The organism is Brevibacillus thermoruber 423, from assembly GCF_000454065.1.
Taxonomy (GTDB): Bacteria; Bacillota; Bacilli; order Brevibacillales; family Brevibacillaceae; genus Brevibacillus; species Brevibacillus thermoruber.
Genome location: NZ_KE695649.1, coordinates 465907 through 489930 on the forward strand (window position 1 = coordinate 465907; position 24024 = coordinate 489930).

A 24024-nucleotide genomic window follows, 5' to 3' on the forward strand; every position below is an offset into this window, starting at 1 on the left:
AAAACCCGCATAACCCGCTCGGAAAAATTTGATCGACAGGAGTCTCCACCTGTTTACAAAACGTGTCATCCACGATATATTTACCTAGATTGGTTATGAGTATTTTGACATATGGTGAGAAGATGACCAGATGAAAACGATCATTGCCCTGGAGTCAATTGAAAAGCACTTTTCCGGTTCCGTGGTGATTCCTCCCCTGTCCCTTTCCATCGCAGAAGGGGAATTTCTGACGCTGCTGGGGCCGAGCGGCTGCGGCAAAACAACACTGCTGCGCATGATCGCCGGTTTTGAGGAGCCGACGGCCGGGGAGATCTTTCTGGACGGGAAGCCGTTGACCAACGTTCCCCCCTACAGGCGCGACATGAACATGGTGTTCCAGCAGTACGCCCTGTTTCCGCACATGACGGTGGAAGAGAACATCCTGTTCGGCTTGAAAATGAAGAAAGTGCCTGCGGCCGAACAGCAGCGGCGGCTGGAAGAAGTCCTGCAGTACACGCATCTCGCCGAGCTGCGCAAGCGGACGCCGAAGCAGTTGTCCGGCGGGCAGCAGCAGCGGGTGGCCATCGCCCGGGCGATCGTCAACAACCCGAAGGTGCTGCTTTTGGACGAGCCGTTGGGGGCGCTGGACTATCAACTGCGCAAAAGCCTGCAGTTGGAATTGAAAAATTTGCAGAAAAATTTAGGCATTACCTTTGTCTACGTGACGCACGACCAGGAAGAGGCGATGGCCATGTCCGACCGGATCGCGGTCATGAACAAGGGGCGGATCGAGCAGATCGCCTCGCCGGCTGAGATTTACAACCATCCGCGCACCCTGTTTGTCGCCACGTTTATCGGCGAAAACAACATCTTCCGCAGCGGCGACGCCAGCATTGCCGTCCGGCCGGAGAAAATCAGGCTGTATCCGCTTGAAGTGGAGCCGGATAAGCACCGCATGACCGGCCAGATCACGGACATGGTGTTTCTCGGCAACCTGCGCAAGCTGTACATTCGGCTGTACGATGAGGACATGACCGTGCTGGCCCACGAATACGCCGGCGACAGCCGCGGCTGGCGAGCGGGCGATCAAGTGGCGATCGGATGGGCGCCCGAGGACGAGGTGACGCTCCGGTGCTGACCACCAAACGGCTCAAGCTCTTGGCGCTGCCGGCCCTCATGTGGCTGGGGGCGCTCTTCGTCCTGCCGCTGCTGATGATCGCCGCCCTTTCCTTTTTGAAGCGCGGCACTTACGGCCAGATCGTGTATCAGGGGACGCTGGACAACTACGCGCGCATCATCGATCCGCTGTACGGAGACATCTTCCTGGACACGCTGGCCGTTTCCGTGCTGACGACGTTCATCTCGCTCGTCTGCGGCTACCCGCTGGCGTACCACATCTCGCGCTTGCGGCGGTCGGCCCAGCAGGTCTGGCTGCTCTTGGTCATGATTCCGTTTTGGATCAATTTTCTCGTTCGCTCGTACGCCTGGGTGATCATCCTGCGCTCGCAGGGCGTGGTCAACACTGTGCTGCAGTCGCTCGGCCTGATCGACGAACCGCTGCCGCTCTTGTACAACTCCGGCTCGGTGCTGCTGGGGATGGTCTACACCCTGCTGCCGTTCATGGTGCTGCCGATCTACGTCTCGCTGGAGCAGATGGACCGGCGCAAGCTGGAGGCGGCGTACGACCTGGGCGCGACGCCGTGGAAAGCCTTTTGGCACGTCACCCTGCCGATGACCAAGTCGGGCGTGGTCACCGGTTCCATTCTGGTCTTCGTGTCGTCCATCGGGATGTTCGTCGTGCCTGACGTGATGGGCGGAGCGAAATCGGCCCTGATCGGCAACGTCATCCAGAACCAGTTCCTCTCCGCCCGCGACTGGCCGTTTGGCTCGGCGCTCTCGATCGTCCTGATGCTTTTGTCGATGCTTTTGATCTTCCTCTACTACCGGGCCGCCAACGCGGCCGGGGCGAAGGAGGGAGCGGCATGAACACCTGGCGGCGCCGAGCGCTTTCCGGTTATTCCTGGGCGATGCTGGTATTTTTGTACCTGCCGATCGCCATCCTGATGCTGTATTCGTTCAACCAGTCGCGCATCAACGCCGTCTGGAGCGGGTTCACGTGGAAGTGGTACGTCTCTTTGTTTGAAAACCGGCAGGTGATGGAGGCGCTGGGCAACAGCGTGACCATCGCGCTGATCAGCAGCGTGCTGGCAACGCTCCTGGGCACGGCGGCGGCGCTGGCGATGAAGCACTTCTCGCTCCGCTGGCGCAGCATCGTCCATGCCCTGATCTACCTGCCGATCGTCATCCCGGAAATCATGATGGGGCTGTCGCTGCTGGTGCTGTTCAGCCAACTGCACGTCGAGCTGGGCAAAGCGACGCTGGTGATGGCGCATGTCACCTTCAGCATGCCGTTTGTGATGGTGATCATCGCGGCGCGGCTGGCCGACATGGGCAGCGAACTGGAAGAGGCGGCGCAGGATTTGGGCGCCACGCCCTGGGAGACGCTGCGCCATGTGACCCTGCCGCTGATCTCGCCCAGCATTCTCGCCGGGTTTCTCATGTCCTTTACGCTTTCGCTGGACGACTTCATCATTTCGTTCTTTGTCGCGGGCCCCAACTCGACGACGCTGCCGCTGTACATCTACGGCCTGGTCAAACGGGGCGTGTCGCCGGAGGTAAACGCGCTCTCCACGCTGCTGATCGCCTGCACGGTGCTGCTGGTGGTCGTCGCCGAGCTGCTTCGGCGCAAGGACTCCAAATCCATTACGTTGTAACCAGGACCCAAACATCCGTTTACGGGAGGTTGAAATCGTCACATGAAAGTGCTGAAGTCCCTGTTGATCGGCGCGATGTCCGCCATCCTCGCTTTTTCCGCCGTCGGCTGCTCCTCTTCGCAGCAGGAGGAGCAGGTGCTGAACATCTACAGTTGGGCCGACAATTTTAACCCGGATGTGATCAAAGAGTTTGAGCAGAAGTACAACGTCAAGGTAAACTACGACGTGTACGGCAGCAACGAGGAGATGCTGGCCAAGATCCAGGCGGGCGCTTCCGGCTACGACCTGATCCAGCCGTCCGACTACATGGTGGGAACGATGATCCAGCTCGGCCTGCTGGAAGAGCTGAACAAGGAGAACATTCCCAACCTGAAGAACATCGTCTCCACGTTCCAGACGCCGCCGTTTGACCCGGGCAGCAAGTATTCCATCGTGTACACCTGGGGCATCACGGGGATCGCCTACAACAAGAAGTACGTGAAAGAGCCGATCACGAGCTGGCAGGACCTGTGGAACCCCGCGTACAAGGGGCGCGTCATCCTGCTGAACGACCCGCGCGAAGTCCTGGGCATGGCGCTGATCAAAAACGGCTTCTCCAACAGCACCAAAGACAAGGGGGAACTGGAGAAGGCGTTCAAGGATCTGAAGGGCCTTTTGCCCAGCGTGATCGCGTTTGACACGGACAACATCAAGCAGAAGATGATCGCCGAAGAAGCGTGGATCGGCACCGTCTGGTCCGGCGACGCGTCGTTTATCAACGCCCAAAACAAGGACGTCGCGTACGTCATCCCGAAAGAGGGCGCCACGATCTGGGCGGACACGCTGGCCATTCCCAAAGGAGCCAAGCACAAGGAACTGGCGGAGAAGTTCATCAACTACCTGATGGACCCGGAAGTCAGCGTGAAAAACTACGAGTTTATCGGCTACAGCAACCCGAACGAAAAGGCGTACCCGCTGCACAGCGAAGCGTACCGCTCCAACAAGATGATCTTCCTGGACAAAGCGGACATCGACCGGGCCGAATGGCTCGTCGACGTGGGCGACACGCTGCAGGAGTACGACCGATACTGGACCGAACTGAAGAGCGGCCGCGAATAAGCGCAGTCCCGTTCCACCGCACGCATGGCGGCGGCAGGACGCGTGCATCCGGCCCGGCAGCGGGGACATCTCCCGTGTGCCGGGCCGGTGTTTTTTTTTTTTTTTTTCGGCGCATATCGCAATCCGCTCGTGACATCCGGAATCTCCGGGGAGGTGCGCGTGTTGTGTGAATTGTCTGGACACATCCGAGTGATGTGTGCAATAGTGGTGGCAGGGTGATAAAAAATGGAAATCGATCTCGTAACGCAATCCGGATGGATCGAAGCCAACGGCACCCGCTTCTACTACGAAGCACAGGGAACGGGAGAGCCGCTGCTGCTGATTCACGGAATTAATCTGGACACGCGCATGTGGGAGAGACAGGCGGCGGTGTTTGCCCAAACCTATCGCGTCATCCGCTTTGATCTGCGCGGCATGGGCCGGACGCCCATCGGGGAGGGCCCCTATACGCTGTACGGGGATGCCCGCGCCGTGCTGGAGGGATTGGGCGTGAAACGGGCCCATGTCGTCGGCCTGTCATTCGGCGGGACGGTGGCCCAGGAGTTTGCCCTGGCCTGGCCGGAGATGGTGAAGCGGCTCGTACTCGTCTCTTCCGGTCTGCTCGGCCATCCGCGATCGGAACGGCGGCAGCGGGACGCCGGCCGCTTGGCGGAGCTGTTCGAATCAGGCACCCGGGAAGAGGCGGTGGAGTTGACGGCGCGGATGTGGTTTGACGGGCCGGATCATCCGGTCAACTCGGAGGCGGGGGAAGCGAGGGAGGGCTTCCGGCAGATGACCGCGCATGCGTACTCGCTGCCGCCGGTGACGCAAATGCCCGCGTGGCTGTCACCGCTGCCGAAAGACTGGCTGGAAGAGATCCAGGCGCCGACGCTGGTGATTGCCGGCGGCAGAGACTACGAGGACTTTTTGCAGATTGCCGACGAGCTGGCGGCACGCATACCCGGCGCGGAAAAAGCGGTGCTGGAGGCGTCGGCCCACATTCCGCCGATGGATCAGCCGGAGGCGTTCAACCGGCTGGTGCTCGACTTCCTGGGGCGGAAGTAAAGGGAAACCGCTGCGAAGACACGGGGGAAGGCAGACCGTCCAACATGGAGTGCACCAATCATTGCAAAGCGAGAAAGGAACGAAAAGCAATGATGCGAGCAGGAAAATGGCTGATCATCGCCGTGATTGCGGTGATGGCGGTGGGCTGTGTACAACCGTCCGGCCAGCAGGCGGAACAGCAGCCATCCGATGCAGCGGTCGAGCGTTCATCCGCCATCCCCGAATGGCCGTTCGATTCATTTAAACAGAAGTTTAGTCAACCGCATCTTATCGACAAAGAGGATGTTACGCTGGTTACGCTGCGCATGAATCGAACGAGAAAGTCCCCCGAAATCGCCGCCTTTCTGACTACGAGCCATTTGGAAGGCTGGTTTGTGCTGTACGCCGAAGAAAACGGTGTGTACAAGGAAGTGTATGGCAAACAAGAGCCTGTGTATGGGGTACAGGTTCACGGTGCCGGTGATCAAATGATTTCGTTTCGGCGTTGGCGGTTCGGGTGTGCAGAAGAACAATTACCAGCTGCTCTCATACACGAAGCAGGGGTACAAGGAAGTGTGGAGCGGCTTGGCATATGATCTGTTGGCGAACGGCCCTCCTCCGTTTCATCAGACGATCGGCACAATTTATACCGAGGATAATACGAGAAAGCTTTATTATCAGCAGACTACCTACATCTATAACGAGGACATCTCTCGAACAAGTTCGACCAAACAGCTCACCCACGTCTATCACTATGACGAAGAGAAGTCGATCTTTATCCCTCTTCACGATACCGGACGGGAATAGGGGAAAGGGATGCAGATCAGGCGTACTGCTTCGCCCGCCGCGCGTTTCGGATGTTTCGGACAGCCAACATTCTGGCCGCCGATTCGCTGACGCGGCGGGCTGATAGCCGTGATCGTGTCCCAGCTACTTGTCGATGGACTCGTACAAAAACGACCCGCCCCGGTCCCAAAAGCGCGGATCGTAGACGGCCAGCCGCTCGGGCGTGTCGACGACGACCACCATCGGCGCCCACTGATAGAGCGTGCGGGCGGCCGGATTTTGCGCAAACAGCGGCGTCAGGTCGGCCTGTTCGGCGGAGGTGAGGCGATGAAGCAGCACCGGCTGGGACCAGACGGAGGCGCGGTGAATGTCCACGGTGGTTCCCTGTTTGCCGATCACCTTGTACGAACCGGGCAAAAAGTCGGCGGCCAGCACGACCTGATCGTACCGGTCCGCGAACGAATGCTTGACGATCAGTCCCTGCACCGTCTGGCTGGCGATTTCCAGCACCAGCAGGCAGGCGGCGGCGCGGAAGACGAGATGGCGCGGCCATCTGCCGAACCGGCTGAAGAGATAGCCGGCGAGAATGATCGCCCACATGACCAGGTCGATGATCGGGACGGTGCCGATGGCGACGCGCTCCCGGGAAAACGGCTCCCAGTAGCCGGTGCCCCACGGGTTGAAAATGTCGGTGGTGATGTGGACAAAGACGGCGAGCATGGCGAGCGGGAAGATGCGCTTGTCTGCGACCCGCCACCACAATCGGGCGGCGGCGGTCAAGAGCGCCGCCCACACCGGCACGAGAAAGACGGAGTGGGTAATGCCGCGATGCCACATCAGATACTGGCCGCCTGTGTCCCACAATTGGGAGACGACGTCGATGTCGGGCAGTTCGCTGCCGGCCAGCGAGGTAAACAAGAGCGCCCGTTTTTCCGCTTTGGACAGGTGTTCGGTGCGAATGGACCTGTAGAGAACCGCGCCGATGAGCGCATGTGTGACTGTATCCATGTATGAGAAACCCCTCCCGCTGCACAGCATGTAAGGTAAGCGTACCATAGAATCATCCCGGCAAACAGCGGGGACAGCCCCTGAAGGAGGTACATACCGATGATCACACGCATTGCAACTGTAGCCGTTTACGTGGAAGACCAGCAGGCCGCCCTGCGGTTCTGGACGGAACAAGTGGGATTCGTCGTGCATCGCCAGGAGCAGATGACGCCGCAGGCCTGTCCGTCCGGCCGCCGATGCATGGTATAATGAAACAGCAGACAAAAATTGCAAATCCTGGGGTGGAGAAAGATGGAAGCAATCATCATAGTTGCCGTATTGTTGATCTTCCTGCTGTTGGTGCTCGTGTCGACCGCCAAAAAGGCGGGCATCCGACGATCCTCCGCGTCCGGCGGTGACGGTGCGTCGCCCGGGCCGTTCTACGTCGATAGCGACGGCAAAGACCGCGATTCCGACGGCATCTGGGGAGACGGAGACAGCGGAGGAGGAAGCGACGGTGGAGGCGGCGGTGGCGGCGATTGACGCCGTCGCGTGCGGCGGAAAGCCCGGCTCAAAAAACGGGCATCCCGTACTGTTGCTCCCCATTCAACCGTGGTACAATAAGCGGTAATCACATCACCAGACCCGGTTCGCCGGTCTGAAAGGAGAGATGTCCATATGGTAAAAACGCCGATTGTTGAGATTGTTCAAGCTGTTGGGGTCACGGGAATCCTCCTTTCAGCCGGAAGGTAACCGTTCTTCTTGCCAGAGGATTCCCTGTGACGGGTTGTGGGCCTGTTTGTTTGGACCAGACAAAACCTTTTGCAGGAGGAATCCGTACGTGAACAACGATTTGCAGGCATGGGGCTGGAACGACCATTTCGCAGCCCACTTCGCTCCGTTTGCGGAGCAGGATGTAAGTGTGGGGCGCATTGTCCTGGAACACAAACGATTGTACCGCGTGGTAACGGAACACGGCGAGCTCTTGGGGGAAGTGACAGGCAGGTTCCGCTATGCGGCCACCGGACGGGAGGACTATCCGGCGGTGGGGGATTGGGTGGTCATCAGCCCCCGCGTCGAGGAGAAACGGGCGTCCATCCACGCCGTGCTCCCGCGCATGAGCAAGTTTTCCCGCAGGGCGGCGGGCGAGACGGTGGAGGAGCAGATCGTCGCCTCCAACGTGGATACCGTGTTTCTTGTCAACGCGTTGAACAACGATTTTAACCTGCGCCGGATGGAGCGCTATCTAATCTTGGCGTGGGAAAGCGGGGCCAACCCGGTCATCGTGTTGAGCAAGGCCGATTTGTGCGAGGATGTGGAGCGCAAGGTGGCCGAAGTGGAGTCGGTCGCCGTCGGGGTGCCGATCCACGTGATCAGCGCCGAACGGGGCGAGGGGCTGGACAGCCTGGCCCCGTACCTGCGGGAGGGGCAGACCGTCGCGCTGCTGGGCTCCTCCGGGGTGGGCAAATCCACGCTGATCAACCGGCTGGCCGGCATGGACCTTCAGCGGGTCAACGACGTGCGCAGGAAAGACGACCGCGGCCGGCACACCACGACGCACCGCGAGCTGTTCCGGCTGCCCGCCGGCGGCCTGATGATCGACACGCCGGGCATGCGGGAACTGCAGTTGTGGGAGGCGGACGACGGGTTCCGCGACGCCTTTGACGACATTGAAACACTGGCGGAAGCCTGCCGCTTTCGCGACTGCCGCCACGGACGGGAGCCCGGCTGTGCGGTTCAGGCGGCGCTGGCCGACGGTTCGCTGGAGCGGGCCCGCTTTGACAGCTATCGGAAGCTGCAGCGGGAACTGGCCCATCTGGCCCGCAAGGATGACGCCAGACTGCAGGCGGCCGAAAAAACAAAGTGGAAGAAAATCACGATGGCGATGCGCCACGCCAAGCCCAAGCGGTAGGCGGCCCGTCATCCCAGCCTGACGAACCCTCGCGCAGTGCGAGGGTTCGCGCTTTTTTTGGCCGGCTGCCGCAAAATTACGCTTGCCCCGCCGACAGGTAGTGTGGTAGATTTGTCAGTATCAACCGAACATCGACGCAAGCTCGTATAATTTTGGGAATATGGCCCATAAGTTTCTACCAGGTGACCGTAAATCGCCTGACTACGAGTGAAAGAGCGCCTAGGGTTCCGTTTTGCCTGCCGGTCCGTGTCGCGGCCGTCCGACAAAAGTCCGGTCCGAGCGGCGCTGGCACGTCATTCGTGCTACACCTGAGGGAAAAAAGCCCAGAGGGACAGGTTTCACTTGGAGTTGGTCTGCCTGCCAGCCGGTGAACTGTCCGCTCTGGGTTTTCTTGTTTTGTGGCCGTGCAGCCGATAGGAGGAGGAGAACAACGTGAAAGAGTTGAAGGAGCGAATCGTCCGGGACGGCAAGGTGCTGTCCGACACGGTGTTGAAGGTGGACGCGTTTTTGAATCATCAGGTAGACCCGCAGTTGACGATGAAGATCGGCCAAGCGTTCGCCGAGATCTTCCGCGGAGAGCGGGTCAGCAGGGTGCTGACGGTGGAAGCGAGCGGCATTCACTTCGCGATGGCGACCGCGTACGCGCTGGGCGTGCCGTTTGTCTACGCGAAAAAGAAAAAAGCCGTCACCTTGAGCGATGAGGTGTATTCGGTACCCGTCCACTCCTTTACCCGCCAGGAGACGTACCAAATCAGCATCGCCAAACCGTACCTGTCGTCCCATGACCGGGTCCTGATCGTCGACGACTTTCTCGCCACCGGGGCGGCGCTGGTGGGGTTGGCTACAATCGTAAAGGAAGCGGGGGCGCACCTCGTCGGCGTCGGCACGGTGATCGAAAAAAGCTTCCAGGAAGGGCGCGGTCTGTTGGAGCAGATGGGCGTCCGCGTCGAGTCGCTGGCCCGCATCAAATCGATGCAGCCGGGCGCCATCCAGTTTATCGAGCCTGTGTCCGCTCGCGTCTAGTCGGGTACGCGGGGAATCCCATTCACAGGGAGGAGAACACTCATGCTGTCCAAACAAAAACTGCTGACGCTGGGCATGCAGCACGTATTGGCCATGTACGCGGGGGCGGTAATCGTGCCGCTGATTATCGGCGGCGCGCTGAACCTGGCGCCCACCCAGATCGCCTACCTGATCGCGGCCGACCTGTTCACCTGCGGACTGGCCACCCTGCTGCAGGTGATCGGCACGCGCTACACCGGGATCAGACTGCCGGTCGTGCTCGGCTGTACGTTTACCGCGGTGGGGCCGATTATCGCCATCGCCTCCGGCAGCAACCTGGCCACCGCCTACGGAGCGATCATCGTCTCCGGTCTGTTTGTCGTGCTGGCCGCGCCGCTCTTCGGCAAACTGCTGCGCTTTTTCCCGACCGTCGTCCAGGGCTCCGTGGTTACGATCATCGGGCTGTCGTTGATTCCCGTCGCCATGAACAACGCCGCCGGCGGTGCAGGCAGCCCGGACTTCGGCCAACCCCGCAACCTGCTGCTGGCATTCGGAACATTGGTCATCATTTTGCTTATCAATCGCCTTTTTACCGGTTTTATTCGCGCCATCTCGGTGCTGCTCGGCCTGGTGATCGGAACGGCAGCGGCGTACGCGATGGGCATGGTCCATTTTGACGCCGTGACAGAGGCATCCTGGGTCAGCATCGTACAGCCGTTCTATTTCGGGGTGCCCGAGTTTCACATCGTTGCGATTCTCACCATGATTCTCGTGAACATCATCAGCATGGTGGAGTCGACCGGCGTCTATTTTGCTCTCGGCAGAGTGACGGACAAGGACGTCAGCAGCCAGGACGTCGTCAAAGGATTGCGCGGCGAAGGGATCGCGATCATGCTTGGCGGGATTTTCAACGCCTTCCCCTACACCGCCTTTTCGCAGAACGTCGGCCTGGTGTCCCTGACGCAAATCAAGACCCGTGACGTAATGGTTGCCGCCGGCGGCATTCTCGTGGTGCTCGGCCTGCTCCCGAAGCTGGCCGCGCTGACCACCGTCATTCCCAATCCGGTGCTGGGAGGCGCGATGATCGCCATGTTCGGCATGGTGGTGGCATCCGGGATCAACATTTTGTCGCAAGTCGATTTGCGCCAGAACGAGAACCTGCTGATTGCCGCCTGCAGCATCGCCGTCGGGCTTGGATCCGCTGCCGTCCCGCAGATGTTTGATCAACTGCCGACGATGGCGAAAATGATCCTGCAAAACGGCATCGTCACCGGTTCCATCACCGCCGTCGTGTTGAACATGCTGCTCGTGCACGGCAGGCAAACACAAAAACGCTCTACGCCGGTCCATACGGGCACCGTTACAGAGGCGTAGGGAAAAAAGGAATCTTCCTCCGCCTGTCCATGGACCTTTTACCAGCGTATTCGTAGTTGCAATAACCCGTTGACTCTAGTCAACGCCTTGGTATAGGTTAGAGGTAACCTTACTTTAACAGCAGAAATGCTGTCGGACACCTTATTTTAGAGACAGGTACGGACTAAAATCTGTGCCTGTCTCCAGTCTTTTCCGTCATGTTTTGGATGATTTCAGGAAATATTACAGATACACCGCATATACTGAATTACCTCAGTTTCGTAGCGCATCGACAGCGCTACCGGTGTCCATATGTTAAAAGGGGACTGTGCAAACAGTCCCCTTTCGGCTTTTGTTATGATAAAAGGATTGCCAGAGTGTCTCTAATTTTTTGGCTGATCGCGTTTTGATGTGCCTTAGGTGCGAATTTACCTTCACTGTATAACCGTTCTTTTATGATTCGTTGTTTCCACAGGAAGTGGACGAGAAAGCAAGACCAAAATTCTTAAATATAAAAAAATATAGACAAATCACAAAACAGCCAGTATACTAATTTCTGCCAATGAATACGTATACATTCGAGGTAACGTTCCATGATCTCCTCCAAAGATGTTGCAAAATTGGCGGGTGTGTCCCAAGCCACCGTTTCCCGCGTACTGAACAACGCGAAAAGCGTGAAGCCCGAGACGCGAAAAAAGGTGCTGCAGGCGATGGAAATCCTGCGCTATCAGCCCAATCTCATTGCCAGGAGCCTAGTGACGAACAGTACGAAAACCATCGCCTTGATTTCCGGTACGCTCAAAAACGGATTTTTCGTGGAAACCACCGACTCCATTATCAACCTGGCTACCAAACACGGCTACAAAACCATGGTGTACTTTGAGGGCGAGGCAAAGCTGAAAGACATTGTTGACACCGTGATGGGAAACAAGGTTGACGGCATCCTGATGTCATCCATCCTGCTGGACGATCCCCTGTTTCACGAAATCGAGCAGTCCGGCATCCCGTACATGTTTTTCAACCGCCGCCCGAGGAACGGGGGGAATTACGTTGTCCTGGACAACACGATGGCAGGCGAAATGATTACCAAACACCTGTTGGACCTGGGACATGAACGGATCGCCTACATTACGGGCGACCCCACTATCTCCACCTTTCTTGAACGGAAAACGGGGTTTGAAAAAGCGATGAGAGAAGCCGGCATCGAAATCGATCCGCACCTGGTGTTTATTACGAAAACGACGGTGGCCGAGGTGGAAAAAATCACCTGGAAGCTGATGAACCTGGATGAACCGCCCACGGCGATCATCTGCGCGACTGACACCATGGCGTTGGCCTGCATGGATACCATCATGTCGATGGGCCTGTCCATCCCGGATGACGTAAGTCTGGTCGGGATTGATGACATCAAGATTTCCTCCCATCGCGCCATCCAATTGACAAGTATCGGTCATCACAAGTTCAAGATGGGGGAGATTGCAGCCGAAAACCTGATGGAGATGATTCAGCAAGGGGGCCGCCCGAAACAGCCACGACAGATTGTGCTGCAGCCCGAGCTTATTGTTCGAAAGACGACTGCCCGCCGCAAGTAAACATGGCCAGGACACCTGCTTTTGGATGTTTTTTGAATACGTATTCATTTGGAAGCGCATTCAAGAATAAGCATCTGATCAAGAGGTTTTTACATGCGCTTGAAGTTCTGGAGAATGGAGCAATCGCACTGGAAGGAACGGGGAAGGAACTGCTTGCCAACGCACATGTCAAAAAAGCGTTTTTTATGGATGTAACGACCCATAGGAGGAGTGGTGGAGATGAATCAAAGTGAGATCACCGTCATGCACGTCGGCTCCCTCATCGACGGAAACGAGGTTACCGGGGGCGGCCGGATTCGACACGAGGTTCGCAGTCCGTACAATGGCGAACTGGTCGGTCTTGTGGACTTTGCGACGAAAGAAGATCTGGAACATGCCATCCAAACCGCCCACCGGGTCTTTCAGCAAACCATGAAAAAAATGCCCGCATACCAGCGGTCCGAGATTTTGCGGAAAGCGGCCGATGCCCTCGAGGCTCAAAGGGAGGACTTTGCTCACCTCCTGTCTCGTGAAGCGGGCAAGCCGATCCGCGATGCGCGGGGAGAAGTGGGACGTGCGGTGCAGGTTTTGCGTTTCGCTGCCGACGTGGCGAAGGCAAACGACGGCGAACCATCAAAATGGACAGTGCGGTCGGCGGAGAAAACCGAATCGGATTTGCCCGCCGGTATCCGGTTGGAGTGGTCGCCGCCATAACGCCGTTCAATTTCCCGCTGAATCTCGTTTTGCACAAGGTGGCCTCGGCCATTGCGGCAGGCTGCACAGTGGTCGTAAAGCCGGCCGAAAAAACGCCGCTGTCCGCGTTGAAACTCGCCAAGCTGCTGCTTCAGGCGGGGCTGCCGAAAGGGGCTTTGCATGTCGTGATGGGCACCGGTCCGGATCTGGGGGAACCGCTTGTCACCCACCCGCTGGTAAAGAAGGTGACCTTCACGGGAAGCGGGCCGGTCGGCTACAAAATCAAGCAACTGGCGGGCAGCAAAAAAGTAACCCTGGAGCTGGGCTCGAATGCGCCCAATCTTATCTTCGAGGATGCCAACCTGGACGCAGCGATTTCCAGCATCGTGACGGGCGGTTTTGCCTATGCCGGTCAAGCGTGCATCTCGGTGCAGCGCATCTATGTGCAAAAGACGCTGTACCAGACGTTCCTCGATCGGTTTGTGCCGCGGGTGGCGAGCCTGCGGGTAGGGAATCCAGCCGAGGAAACAACGGATGTAGGTCCGCTGATTACGGAGGAGGTGGCCGTACGCGTGGAACAATGGGTGCAGGAAGCGGTAGAAAACGGCGCGAAAGTGCTCACGGGCGGCAAACGGGAAGGAGCCATTTACCATCCCACCGTTCTTGTGGATGTCAAGCCGGACATGAAAGTCGTTTGTCAGGAAGTATTTGGCCCTCTCGTTGTCGTCATCCCGTTTGACACGGAAGAAGAAGCGGTATCACTCGCGAACGATTCCGATTATGGCCTGCAGGCGGGCGTTTTCACGTCGGATATCAATCGCGCGTTTCGCCTGGCCGACAAGCTGGAAACAGGCGGGGTCTGGATTAACGACGTGTCAACCGTTCGCCAGGACAACTATCCTTACGGTGGCGTAAAACGTAGCGGGATCGGAAAAGAAGGCGTGAAATATGCCGTTGAGGACATGACCGAAGTGAAATTTATCGGTGTGAAGCTGCTGTAGACGAAAAATACGTACAGGATGGGAGAGGAATGAAAGATGAGCATTAGCGTGTTTCGAACACCGAATGAACTCGTGACGGGAATCGGCTCGATTGCACACATTGGGGAGAAGGCCAGGAAGCTGGGGGCAACAAAGGTTTTGGTGGTGACCGACAAGGTGTTGAATCAAACGGGTCTGGTCGACAAGGTCGTAACCCCGCTGGCGCAAGCAGGCCTGCCGGTTCACGTGATTGATGAAGTAATACCGGAGCCTCCGTTTGAAAATCTGGAGCATCTTGCCTCCCAGGTCAGGGATCAGGGATATGACGTGTTCGTCGGGATCGGTGGCGGGAGCGTGCTGGATGTGACCAAGGCCTTGTCCATCATGATGACCAACACGGACGATGTGCGCGACCTGGTGGGCATTGACAAGGTGGCGAACAAGGGCGTGCCTTTCATCCTCGTGCCGACCACTTCCGGAACCGGGTCGGAAGTTACCTGCAACGCCATTTTTACGGACACGCGCGACCAGGTAAAAAAGGGAATCGTCTCGCCGTTCCTGCTTCCGGATGTGGCCATTGTCGATCCGGAACTAACGGTGACGGTGCCTCCATCCGTCACGGCTGCGACGGGGATGGACGCGTTTGTACATGCGGTGGAGTCCTATACGGCGATTCGGGCGAATGAACTGACGGACGCCATTGCCCTGCACGCGATCAAACTGGTTTCCCGTTCCCTTCGCCAAGCCGTGTATCAGGGACATCATCTCAAAGCGCGCGAAGACATGGCGATGGGAAGTCTGCTTGCCGGCATTTCGCTGGGCAACGCCGGGGTAGGAGCCGTCCATGCGCTGGCCTATCCGCTGGGAGGCAAATTCAAAGTGCCCCACGGGGTGGCAAACTCCTTGCTGCTCCCCTACGTCATGAAGTACAACGTGGTTGCGAATATTCCCAAATTTGCGGAAGTGGCCAGGGCGATGGGAGAAAACGTAGACGGGTTGTCGCTTCGCGATGCAGCATATCGGGCGGTCCACGCCATCGCCAAACTGTCTCAAGACGTGGGGATTCCCGCCAGCATCAGGGACGTTGGCGTGAAAGAAGAAGACATTCCGGCCTTGGCAGCGGAAGCAAGCAAAATCGACAGACTGCTGAACAATAATCCACGCTGGTTGACGGTTGCTGACATCGAAACCATTTACCGTGAATCGTTCGGCGGCAAACTGTTTCAGGAATAATTGCGAACATCCAGCCATACTGGCTTCATTAGGGGAGGAGGGGGACCGTTTGAACGAGTTTGCCGATCTCAAGGGAAAACGAGTGTTGGTCACGGGCGGAAGCAAAGGCATCGGGAAAGACATCGTGCTGGCATTTGCACAAGCCGGTTCTGTCGTGACGATTACAGGAAGAGGAGAAGAGGCACTCCGCGAGACGTTACAGGCATTGCAAACGTATCAACCCGAGTGTTTCATTGCCCAAGCGGACATGCAGCAAACCAAAGAGGTTCTGGCCATGGTGGAGGACGCCGCGGATAAAATGGGAGGCATTGACATTTTGGTGAACAATGCGGGAACCAACATTGCCAAACCGGCATGGGATGTAACGGAAGACGATTGGGACCGGGTGCTGGATACCAATCTGAAAGGAGCGTTTTTCTGTTCGCAGCGGGCTGCGAAATACATGGCGGAAGGGAAGGGAGGAAGAATCATCAATATCGCTTCCCAGATGGCGTTCGTCGGGTATTACAAACGGGCGGCCTATTGCTCCAGCAAGGGGGGAATGGTCCAGCTCACCAAGGCATTGGCGGTGGAGTGGGCGGAATACAATATCAAGGTGAACGCGGTCGCTCCCACGTTTATCGAAACCGAACTCACGTCCAAAATGTTCGAGGACCGGCAGTTTTATGAGGATGTCATCCGGCGCATTCCGCTGGGCAGATTGGCTTCCCCACGGGATGTGACGGGCGCGGTACTTTTCCTGGCGTCTGACTTGGCGCGATTTGTCACCGGGGAGACCATTCGGGTAGATGGAGGCTGGACTGCGATATGACCGTAACGAGAGAACGATTGGCTGTTCTGGGAACAGGCACCATGGGACATTCCATCGCGCTGGCGGCGGCGTTGGCGGGATGTCCGGTAAACGTGTGGGGAACCGATGAAGCGGATATCCGCCGCGGACAAACCGGCATCGAGGAAAAGCTGCGTGTGCTGCAACGCCATGAAGTGATTGACACGCAGGGGGCAGCCGACATTCGGTCCCGGATTTCGTTTGACGGTTCGTTGGAGACATGTGTGTCGGAAGCAACGTTCATCATCGAGGCGATTCCGGAAATCCTCGTGCTGAAACAGGAGATGTTCCAAAAATTGGAAACGCTCTGCGGGCCGGACGTTGTGTTTGCCAGCAACACCTCGGGGCTGAGGCCGACGGCGATCGCGGCGCTCACGACGCATCCGGAACGGACGGTCGTGACTCATTTCTGGAATCCCGCCCACCTGATTCCCCTGGTGGAAGTGGTGCGAGGAGAAAAAACGTCGGACGACACGGTGCGCCGTTCCCTGGAATTGCTGCGGACGTTGAGAAAAAAGCCGATTCTGGTGCAGAAGGAAACGCTAGGGTTTATCGGCAATCGCCTGCAGTACGCCCTGTTTCGCGAAGCTCAGTATCTGTTGGAGCAGGGGGTTGCGAGCATCAAGGAGATTGACGATGCCGTTCGCTACAGCATCGGACGCCGTCTCACGGTAACCGGCCCGTTCATGAGTGCGGACATGGGCGGCTTGGATGTGTTTGATGCCATCTCTGCCTATTTGTTTCCCGACCTGAGTACCGACCAGGCCTCGCTCACAACGATGCGGCGTTTGGTGGACGAAGGCAAATACGGCCAGAAAAACGGCCACGGTTTTTATCAATGGACACCGGAATTTTCACAAAAGATGAACGACGAGCGGGAAACGGAACTGATTCAGTGGCTGAAAAAAGACTGGGGGATCTAGCAGAATCCATCTTGTTTCAAGCCATGCTTCATTTTTCCTTCCTGGGAACCACACGATTATTTACATACCGGAATTGTTTTCTAATCGGATGATGGGTCATAATGGAGAGTGTGGTTGGTTTTGATACGTGTCAAACTGTGGCCCGTACGAGTTTTGAGACTGGAAAAACGAAAAAATAACGAGGACCCAAGGAGTTGATTCGTGATGACACTGCGATTGATCCCCTATCTGGTCATGGACGGAAACGCAAAGGAAGCCATTCAATTTTACGAAAAAGCACTGGATGCCAAAATCCTGTTTTACCAAACGTTCGGCGAGATGCCGGAAAACCCTGAATTTCCCCTGCCGGAAGAGGCAAAGGACCGCGTGTCGCACGCCATGGTAAGGGTCGGCGAATCGGACCTCATGTTTTCCGATACGTTTCCAGGCCAACCCCATCAGAGCGGCAGTCAGGTCACCATCTGTATCTCAACAAACGACAAGGAAAAATCGAAACGAATCTATGAAGCCTTAAAGCAGGGCGGTCAGGTGAACATGCCGCTGCAAGAGACGTTTTTCAGCCCGGCGTACGGGATTGTAACGGACAAGTTTGGCGTGACCTTCCAAATTAACACGGAGGGTAAACAACAGTAACGAAAACGGCTCTGTTCGCGTTGCTTGCGACAGAGCCGTTTTCCGCAGTCCATGCCGTCACTTGCCTCACCGGCTTCCCCGTCGTCGAGCGGGACGGGAACCGGCGGCGCTGCCGGGCCGGCTGATGGACACGCAAAAAGGCGGACCCGAATCATGGGGTCCGCCTTTTTCCTTGGCGATTACGCCTGCCCCTGCTGCTGTTGGGACTGCATTTGCAGGGCCGATTGGACTTGCGAGATCATGGTTTGCGCCTGGGCGATCTCCTGGGACGCCTGCTTCAGCGCTTCTTCCGCCAATTGCGGGTTGGCTGCGGACTGTTCGATCGCCTGCGTAATCATGTTCTTCGCAAGAGTTGTGCACGCTTCCGCCTTTTTTAACTGGTCGGTGTTGACTTGTGCCGGCATGTGCCTTCCTCCTCTGCGTCAAGATCGGGTTCACACCTCGTAGCATCTCTCGCAGCAGCGGCAATTATGTATGCAGGGCAGCCCATCCCTCGCCGGATCACCGGCATACCATGCAGGAGGGAGGTGTGCCGGATGAAAACACGGCTGACTCGGACGGTCGAACGGGTCGAGCAGGCGTTCTGGACAATCGTGTTCTCCGCACGGAAACAGGCGGGCGAGCGGGGCGTCCTGCTGCCGAAGCGGTTTGCCAGCAAAGCGAAAATCGAACGGTTCCTGCGGAAAACCATGACGCCCTGTCTGGCCAAACGGGTAATCGGCAGCCTGGATTTGCGGCGAATCCGCGGTCGTCTGGCGATCCCGGTCGGAGACGGAATCGGCGCGCCGCCGATCGTCAAGGCGCGGGTGCTGGCGGCAGCCGGGCGGACCGCGACCGTGGCCGTCTGGTTTGCCTTTGACAGGGACGACCGGTTTTTCCGCGTCTACCAACTGCGGCGGAAGGCAGACGGCCGCTGGATCGTCTTTGGACGTCACCCGCTGGACTATCCGTTCGGCAGGGCCGGCGGCCGTCGGCGCGAACCGTCTGTCGGCTGCTGTGCGCCCTGCGTCGGCAGTTCGTAGAGGATCACCGTATGGTACGTGGGGTAGAGGAAGGGATCGGCTGAAAAGCGCGCCACTTCCTTCGCCGCCGGCCGCAGCTCCGGCGGAAATCCGTCCAGGACCGCGTTGGTGACCAGCACCCGGGAGACGGTGGAGGCGTGAAGCGTAAGGGACTGGGCGAAATAGGCGAACCGTCTGACGCGTTCCGTCTCGTAGGCGGGGGCGTAATAGTCAAACAGACGCTCTTCCTCCCAGGTGTACAGCAGGGTGCCCTCCGGGGGATACCGGGATTCCACGAACCGCACCAACTGCAGCGCGGGCGGAGGATCCAGATGACGCTGAAGCACGGCTGCCTGGCGGACGGTCAGGACGGCCAGGACGCCCGCAAACAACATACAGACCGCCGCTTTTCCCGCAAACCGGCGGGGCCGGTTTCCCAGCACGGAAAAACCGTGCGCGACGAGCAGCAGGAGCAGCGGCAGCAGCGGCAGGATGTGCCGGGCCTTTTCGCTGTTTTGGCCGAAAAACGCCCACAGCGCGTAAGGTCCGGCGGCCAGCGCCAGGAACCAGACCACGGCGGGGTGGGGGCGCCGGCGCAGCAGGTTGGCGGCCCCTGCCGCCGCGCCGCCGATCAAGACGGCGAGAACCGGGACGTTGAGCCATCCCGTCAGCCCTTGAGCAAATGCCTCCTCCGATGTGCCAATCAGGCCGTTCAGCGTCAAGCGTTCCCAGAGAAAACCGTACAGGCGCTCCCCCCAGGAGGCGCCGGAGGAAAAGGACGTGCCGCCCCAATCGGTGAAGTGACCGACGGCAAACGCCTGCCCCAACTGCCAAAACGGGACAAGCCCGCCTTCGGTCGCGGCGGTGGGCAGCAGCCAGCCGGCCAGCGCAGCCAAGAACAGCAGCACGACCACGGCCGTACGGGCGATAAAGCCCCCGAGACTGCGGCGTTCCCGAAACAGCCGGAACAGCGGGTGAAGGAGCAAAAAGCCGAACGGAAAAGAAGACAGGCGAATGCCCAACAGCAGCGCAAACCAGATGGCGGCCAGGCAGGTGAGCAGAAACAGCGGCCGTCCGCTCAGGTGCAGGGTAGCGGCGATGACGGCCAACAGCACCAGGACCGCCAGCAGGCCAAACGCGTCCGACATGGGCTGCACGGCGGTGAGCCCCAGCAGCGGACTGGCCGCGAACAGGAGCACCGCTGTCCATCTGGATCGGGCGTCGGGCAGCAGCTTTTGGGCCAACAGGTAAAACGGAATCAGGGAGAGCGCTCCGCACCAGACGGACAAGAGCGTCAGCGCGCGAACCGGCTCTTCCGCGAACGGCAGGAACAGATGGCCGGCGAGGATGTACAGCGGATAGCCGGGAAAGTGGGGCTGCATGTTGAAGATGTCGTACCGCTGGAGCGCGAGGGCAAAATCAACGGCGTCCCAGCTTTCCGCGTACACCCCGGCAAACGGGAGGCGGAGGGCCCAGACGGCCGCTGTCAAGAAAGTCAGGATGATGGCATTTCGAAAAAACGGCATGTCGGACACCCCCTCCTTCTGCCTGGGGTCTCGGTACTGCTCAGTGGCGGAACGCCACATGCCGCGGCTTTGATCCGCGGCATGCTGCCGGGTGCTGTCCCGACGGATCGCTGCCGCCACTCACGCCGCCGGCGGCTGATGGGCTGCGTCCTCCTTTTGCCGCTGCTGCCGGACCGACCGCCAGCGGATGAGGAAAACGATGACGAGGTAGTACAGCCAGTACGCGGCGAACTCCTCCACCGACGGATTGTGCGTATAGCCGAGCAGCGCTTTGAGGAAAATGCCCACCTGTCCGCTCAGCAGCGGAGCGGTTCCGTAATCGCGGATGTAGTGCTGTTCGTCGACCGGATGCTCCGGCAGGATGGAGACGATGTTGTACACTTCCCCGATGTCTCCGGCCGGCGTGCGGTAGACGCTGCCGATCAGCCCCAGGTCCTGCATGACGCCGACGCCCTGGGCGAACAGGCCGGCGGCGATGATCAGGATGATCACCTTGGTGACGGTAAAAAAGGTGCGCAGCGGCAATTTTTTGCTGCTGTTGAAAAAGAGATACGACAGCACACAGGCCAGCCCCAATCCGGCCAGCGCTCCCCAGCTTGTCAGCGCCTTTTGGATGTCCCCGCCGCTGATTGCCGCAAAGAAGAAGACGGTCTCCACGCCTTCCCTCAGCGTCACGAGAAAGGAGTGGACGATCAGGTTGGCTACGCTGCCCGCCGTCAAAATCTTGTCCAGCCTGCTGTGCATGTCGCTTCGCATGTCTTTTTGCTGGCCGGACATCCACACCGCCATGTGCGTCAACAGCAGGGAGGAAGCGAACAGCATGCCGATGCGCATGTAGTTTTCGCTCGCCATCATGCGGAAGTCGGTAAGCACGATTTGAAACAGGAGAGCGACGAGAAAACTGGCGAAAAGAGCCAAACCGGCGCCGGCCCACACCCATTTGTTCCACTGGCGGGCGCCGACGCGGGTGAGATAGGTGACGATAATGCCGATGATCAGCAGGGCTTCGAAAGCTTCCCGCAGGGTGATGAGAAACGCCTGTATGTCCATGGGTACCTCCCCCTTCTACGACGGAGAGAGACCTCCCCGCGCGGAAGAGGTCGCTCCCGTTTTTTCGATATGGACGGTTAGATCCATTTCTTTCGTTTGGCGAGCCAGAACAAGCTGCCGAAAACGATGATCAGGCCGCCCATGAGAGAAGCGGTGACCACCGGATTTACCTTGGACGGAGCCGGTTTGGCGCCTTCTCCGGCGGGCGCCGGGTTCGCGGTCGGGCCGTCTGTCTGTCCGCCGGCGGAATGGGCAGACGACTGTGCGGCCGGTTCTCCCTGTCCGGGAGATTGTTCCGGGGCCTGTGCGGCGGGGGAAACGGCCGACTGCCCAGGAAGGCTGCCGGACGTCGGCGTTTGTTGGCCGGCAGGGGACGAACCGCCTGCCGTCGTTTTCGTGCCGGCCGGAGAGGCCGTTTCCCCTTTCCACGGAAACAGCGGCTGGAGCGTGGAGCGAATCAGTTTGGTCTGCTTCAGGAACTCGTTCTTGTCGGAAGGCACGGTCCCCACGCCGAACAGGCCGGGATTGCCCAGCGCGGCCAGCGCTTTGTCGAAAGCGGCGAACGCCGTTTTGGAAGCGCTGTCACTGATGTGCGGGGCGAGCACGTTGAGGGTCCCTCTGCCTTTTGCCAAAAGCAGCTTTGCCTTGGCGTAGTCGTCAAACTGCTGCTCGGCGTTTGTCAACCGGCGGTCGATGTTCTTCACCAGCAGCGCTTTGTAGTTGTGCAGGACGAGATCCTTGTTTTGTTGAGAAAAGTTCGCTTCCAGTGTCTGGGCGGTCTGTTGGCCAAACTCCAGGGCGATCTCGTTTTTGCGGCTGAGAAACGCCTGGTGGGCGCCGTTCCAGTCTTCCGGAGTCTGTTCCAGCTTGGCCGCGATCTCCTTGAAGCTCTCCGCGAGGTCTTCCTTGTTCGGGTCGCCGTAGGAATAGGCGAAGGCGGATGCGGGCAGAAGCAGCGCCAGAAACAGGGCGAGCAAGAGGCGCAGCGGCACGGAGCCTCCTCCTTTCTATCATTAATATAATGATAATCATTATCAAAACGATCTCCTCTCCTGATAATAAAGGGGCATCTCGTACGCGTCAATAAAGATTTTCATTCTCGATGAAAGGAGCACATGCCGTTCCATCCGTTTTTGGAAGTTGCTTACAGTCGCGAATATTTCTGAAAAACTTCCAAAAACGGGATTGACGGAGCCGCCGGCTTCGATGTATGATGTCCTCATCATCAAAAGCATAGTGGAAAACTTGGAATTGCACATGCCTTCTTATCCAGAGCAGGCTGAGGGACTGGCCCGATGACGCCCGGCAACCGACTGTCAAGAGCATGCGGCTCTTGCGGCACGGTGCTAACTCCTGCAGGAATGTTTCCTGAGAGATGAGAGGTGAGCGAGCGAACCGCGCCTCTTTCCTCAGGGAAAGAGGCGTTTGTTTTTTCCGGTTTTTCGTCCATGCCATCATTTTTCACGCACTCATACGGGGGGATGTACCAGATGAAAACGATGAAAAAATGGATGACAGCCAGTCTCGTCGCGGCCCTTTTGCTTGCGGGCTGCACCAGTGAACAGCCGCCGGCGCCTTCTGCCCAGTCCGCCACGTCACAGTCGTCCCAGCCGGCGGCCGCGCCGCAGCAGCCGACAGCCGCAGCACCGGGAGCCGCATCACCGACGGCATCGGCCTCGGCGGCCATTCCGGCGGCAGTGGACAAACCGTTGAAAATCGCTCTGGTCAGCGAGTTCTCCATCGGGACGTTTTCCGCCCAGTACCTGCAGGGAGTCAAAGAGCAGGTGAGCAAATTCGGCGGCGAGCTGGTCGTCTACAACGCGGACGGCGACCTGGGCAAAATGGCGGCCCACCTCGACACCGCGGTCAACCAAAAAGTGGACGGGATCCTGATCAACCACGGCCGTGCGGAAGCGCTGCAGCCGGGCGTGGAGCGGGCGGTCAAGGCGGGGATTCCCGTCGTCGCGTTCGACAACGACCTGGACCAGGTGGACGGCGTCACCGTGATTGACCAGGACGACTACAGCCTGGCCTGGCAGGGGCTGAAAAACCTGGCCCAATCCATCGACGGGAAAGGCAGCATCGTCTACATCTGGGTGGGCGGTTTTGCGCCGATGGAAAAGCGCAACCGCGTCTACGAGATTTTTCTCAAGCGCTACCCCAACATCAAGGAGATCGCCCGCTTCGGTTCGGCCACCCCGAACACGGCGCTGGACACCCAGGCGCAGATGGATGCGATCCTGAAAAAGTACCCGAACAAAGGCGACATCGCCGCCGTGTGGGCGCCGTGGGACGAATTCGCCAAAGGGGCTACGCGGGCGATCAAGGCGGCGGGACGGACGGAGATCAAGGTGTTCGGCATCGACTTGTCCGACGAAGACCTGCAGCTCATCCAGGAGAAGGACAGTCCATGGAAAGCGTCGGCGGCGACCGATCCGGCCGACATCGGACGGGTGCAGAGCCGCTTCCTCTACCAAAAGATCGCCGGCGAACACACGCCCAAGTACTTCTCGCTCGATCCGCATCTGGTCAGCCAGGACAAACTGCCGGACAAACCGGTCAACATGTCCGAACTGGCTCAATACGTGAGCGGGTGGGGACGTAGCGACGCCGCCGTTTCGCCGTGGATGGCCGCGCTGGAGGCTAAGCACAAGTGACAGGAACGGACAGA

The 24024-nt window shown here is 58.6% G+C and carries 24 protein-coding genes, 1 pseudogene and 2 riboswitches; of the genes and pseudogenes, 20 read left to right on the forward strand and 5 right to left on the reverse strand.

Features of this window, described 5'->3' with window-relative positions:
• Positions 1 to 130 precede the first annotated feature (130 nt).
• From M516_RS0107230 to M516_RS0107255, 6 genes are all read left to right on the forward strand, one after another.
• Entirely contained in the window at positions 131 to 1117 is a 987-nt protein-coding gene (locus M516_RS0107230) for an ABC transporter ATP-binding protein (protein ID WP_029098530.1), read from the forward strand.
• 38 nt (positions 1118 to 1155) lie between these two features.
• Positions 1156 to 1965 carry an ABC transporter permease gene (locus tag M516_RS0107235; RefSeq protein ID WP_255309675.1) on the forward strand — a complete coding sequence of 270 codons (810 nt, stop codon included), beginning with the start codon at positions 1156 to 1158 and terminating at the stop codon, positions 1963 to 1965.
• Positions 1962 to 2753: an ABC transporter permease gene (locus tag M516_RS0107240; protein WP_029098532.1), complete on the forward strand. Its 792-nt coding sequence runs from the start codon at positions 1962 to 1964 to the stop codon at positions 2751 to 2753. The genes M516_RS0107235 and M516_RS0107240 overlap by 4 nt, the downstream gene beginning before the upstream one ends.
• A gap of 42 nt (positions 2754 to 2795) precedes the next feature.
• Positions 2796 to 3851 carry an ABC transporter substrate-binding protein gene (locus M516_RS0107245; RefSeq protein ID WP_029098533.1) on the forward strand — a complete coding sequence of 352 codons (1056 nt, stop codon included), beginning with the start codon at positions 2796 to 2798 and terminating at the stop codon, positions 3849 to 3851.
• A 225-nt stretch (positions 3852 to 4076) separates the two neighbouring features.
• Entirely contained in the window at positions 4077 to 4895 is an 819-nt protein-coding gene (locus M516_RS0107250) for an alpha/beta fold hydrolase (protein WP_029098534.1), read from the forward strand.
• 89 nt (positions 4896 to 4984) lie between these two features.
• A complete protein-coding gene (locus M516_RS0107255; RefSeq protein ID WP_029098535.1) occupies positions 4985 to 5470 on the forward strand; it encodes a hypothetical protein in 486 nt (161 codons plus the stop codon).
• A gap of 334 nt (positions 5471 to 5804) precedes the next feature.
• On the opposite strand, the gene M516_RS0107265 is transcribed toward M516_RS0107255, so the two are convergent.
• Positions 5805 to 6668, reverse strand: a complete 864-nt coding sequence (locus tag M516_RS0107265; RefSeq protein ID WP_029098537.1) for a metal-dependent hydrolase — start codon at positions 6666 to 6668, stop codon at positions 5805 to 5807.
• A 99-nt stretch (positions 6669 to 6767) separates the two neighbouring features.
• Between M516_RS0107265 and M516_RS25155 the strand changes: the two are divergent.
• From M516_RS25155 to M516_RS0107325, 12 genes and pseudogenes are all read left to right on the forward strand, one after another.
• A pseudogene (locus M516_RS25155) lies at positions 6768 to 6887 on the forward strand (VOC family protein); the annotation flags it as partial.
• Between the two features lie 72 nt (positions 6888 to 6959).
• Positions 6960 to 7190, forward strand: coding sequence for a hypothetical protein (locus tag M516_RS22965; RefSeq protein WP_035289064.1), 231 nt, complete (start codon positions 6960 to 6962; stop codon positions 7188 to 7190).
• A gap of 298 nt (positions 7191 to 7488) precedes the next feature.
• Entirely contained in the window at positions 7489 to 8559 is a 1071-nt protein-coding gene (rsgA, locus tag M516_RS0107285) for a ribosome small subunit-dependent GTPase A (protein WP_029098538.1), read from the forward strand.
• Positions 8560 to 8681: 122 nt separating this feature from the next.
• Positions 8682 to 8783, forward strand: a riboswitch (purine riboswitch).
• Between the two features lie 208 nt (positions 8784 to 8991).
• Complete coding sequence (locus M516_RS0107290; RefSeq protein ID WP_029098539.1) at positions 8992 to 9582, forward strand: xanthine phosphoribosyltransferase; 591 nt, start codon at positions 8992 to 8994, stop codon at positions 9580 to 9582.
• Positions 9583 to 9624: 42 nt separating this feature from the next.
• On the forward strand, positions 9625 to 10935 hold the full coding sequence (locus tag M516_RS0107295) for a nucleobase:cation symporter-2 family protein (RefSeq protein ID WP_029098540.1): 1311 nt from the start codon (positions 9625 to 9627) through the stop codon (positions 10933 to 10935).
• A gap of 572 nt (positions 10936 to 11507) precedes the next feature.
• Positions 11508 to 12506, forward strand: a complete 999-nt coding sequence (locus M516_RS0107300) for a LacI family DNA-binding transcriptional regulator (protein WP_029098541.1) — start codon at positions 11508 to 11510, stop codon at positions 12504 to 12506.
• A gap of 219 nt (positions 12507 to 12725) precedes the next feature.
• Positions 12726 to 13199, forward strand: coding sequence for an aldehyde dehydrogenase family protein (locus M516_RS26240; RefSeq protein WP_338010428.1), 474 nt, complete (start codon positions 12726 to 12728; stop codon positions 13197 to 13199).
• Positions 13124 to 14179: an aldehyde dehydrogenase family protein gene (locus M516_RS22970; protein WP_338010429.1), complete on the forward strand. Its 1056-nt coding sequence runs from the start codon at positions 13124 to 13126 to the stop codon at positions 14177 to 14179. Before M516_RS26240 ends, M516_RS22970 begins: the two co-directional genes overlap by 76 nt.
• 36 nt (positions 14180 to 14215) lie before the next feature.
• On the forward strand, positions 14216 to 15391 hold the full coding sequence (locus M516_RS0107310) for an iron-containing alcohol dehydrogenase (RefSeq protein WP_029098542.1): 1176 nt from the start codon (positions 14216 to 14218) through the stop codon (positions 15389 to 15391).
• Between the two features lie 49 nt (positions 15392 to 15440).
• Positions 15441 to 16202 carry an SDR family NAD(P)-dependent oxidoreductase gene (locus tag M516_RS0107315; RefSeq protein WP_029098543.1) on the forward strand — a complete coding sequence of 254 codons (762 nt, stop codon included), beginning with the start codon at positions 15441 to 15443 and terminating at the stop codon, positions 16200 to 16202.
• Positions 16199 to 17143 (forward strand): 3-hydroxyacyl-CoA dehydrogenase family protein, encoded by a 945-nt coding sequence (locus M516_RS0107320; protein ID WP_029098544.1) that lies wholly within the window; start codon positions 16199 to 16201, stop codon positions 17141 to 17143. Before M516_RS0107315 ends, M516_RS0107320 begins: the two co-directional genes overlap by 4 nt.
• Positions 17144 to 17347: 204 nt before the next feature.
• The gene (locus tag M516_RS0107325) at positions 17348 to 17776 is read left to right on the forward strand and encodes a VOC family protein (RefSeq protein WP_029098545.1); all 429 of its coding nucleotides are present in this window, start codon (positions 17348 to 17350) and stop codon (positions 17774 to 17776) included.
• Between the two features lie 179 nt (positions 17777 to 17955).
• Here M516_RS0107325 and M516_RS0107330 read toward each other — a convergent pair whose 3' ends face one another.
• Positions 17956 to 18180, reverse strand: coding sequence for a hypothetical protein (locus M516_RS0107330; protein ID WP_029098546.1), 225 nt, complete (start codon positions 18178 to 18180; stop codon positions 17956 to 17958).
• A 132-nt stretch (positions 18181 to 18312) separates the two neighbouring features.
• Between M516_RS0107330 and M516_RS0107335 the strand changes: the two genes are divergently transcribed.
• Positions 18313 to 18798: a hypothetical protein gene (locus tag M516_RS0107335; protein WP_029098547.1), complete on the forward strand. Its 486-nt coding sequence runs from the start codon at positions 18313 to 18315 to the stop codon at positions 18796 to 18798.
• Here the strand turns inward: M516_RS0107335 and M516_RS0107340 are convergent.
• The 3 genes from M516_RS0107340 to M516_RS24290 form a co-directional block, all read right to left on the reverse strand.
• Complete coding sequence (locus M516_RS0107340; RefSeq protein ID WP_193746948.1) at positions 18720 to 20303, reverse strand: DUF2723 domain-containing protein; 1584 nt, start codon at positions 20301 to 20303, stop codon at positions 18720 to 18722. The two genes, M516_RS0107335 and M516_RS0107340, sit on opposite strands and share 79 nt — an antisense overlap.
• 120 nt (positions 20304 to 20423) lie before the next feature.
• Positions 20424 to 21353, reverse strand: a complete 930-nt coding sequence (locus tag M516_RS0107345; protein ID WP_029098549.1) for an FTR1 family iron permease — start codon at positions 21351 to 21353, stop codon at positions 20424 to 20426.
• A gap of 77 nt (positions 21354 to 21430) precedes the next feature.
• Positions 21431 to 22345 (reverse strand): hypothetical protein, encoded by a 915-nt coding sequence (locus tag M516_RS24290; protein ID WP_051188131.1) that lies wholly within the window; start codon positions 22343 to 22345, stop codon positions 21431 to 21433.
• A 270-nt stretch (positions 22346 to 22615) separates the two neighbouring features.
• Positions 22616 to 22735: riboswitch (SAM riboswitch) on the forward strand.
• Positions 22736 to 22852: 117 nt separating this feature from the next.
• Here M516_RS24290 and M516_RS0107360 point away from each other — a divergent pair.
• On the forward strand, positions 22853 to 24010 hold the full coding sequence (locus tag M516_RS0107360) for a sugar ABC transporter substrate-binding protein (RefSeq protein ID WP_029098551.1): 1158 nt from the start codon (positions 22853 to 22855) through the stop codon (positions 24008 to 24010).
• Positions 24011 to 24024: the final 14 nt, after the last annotated feature.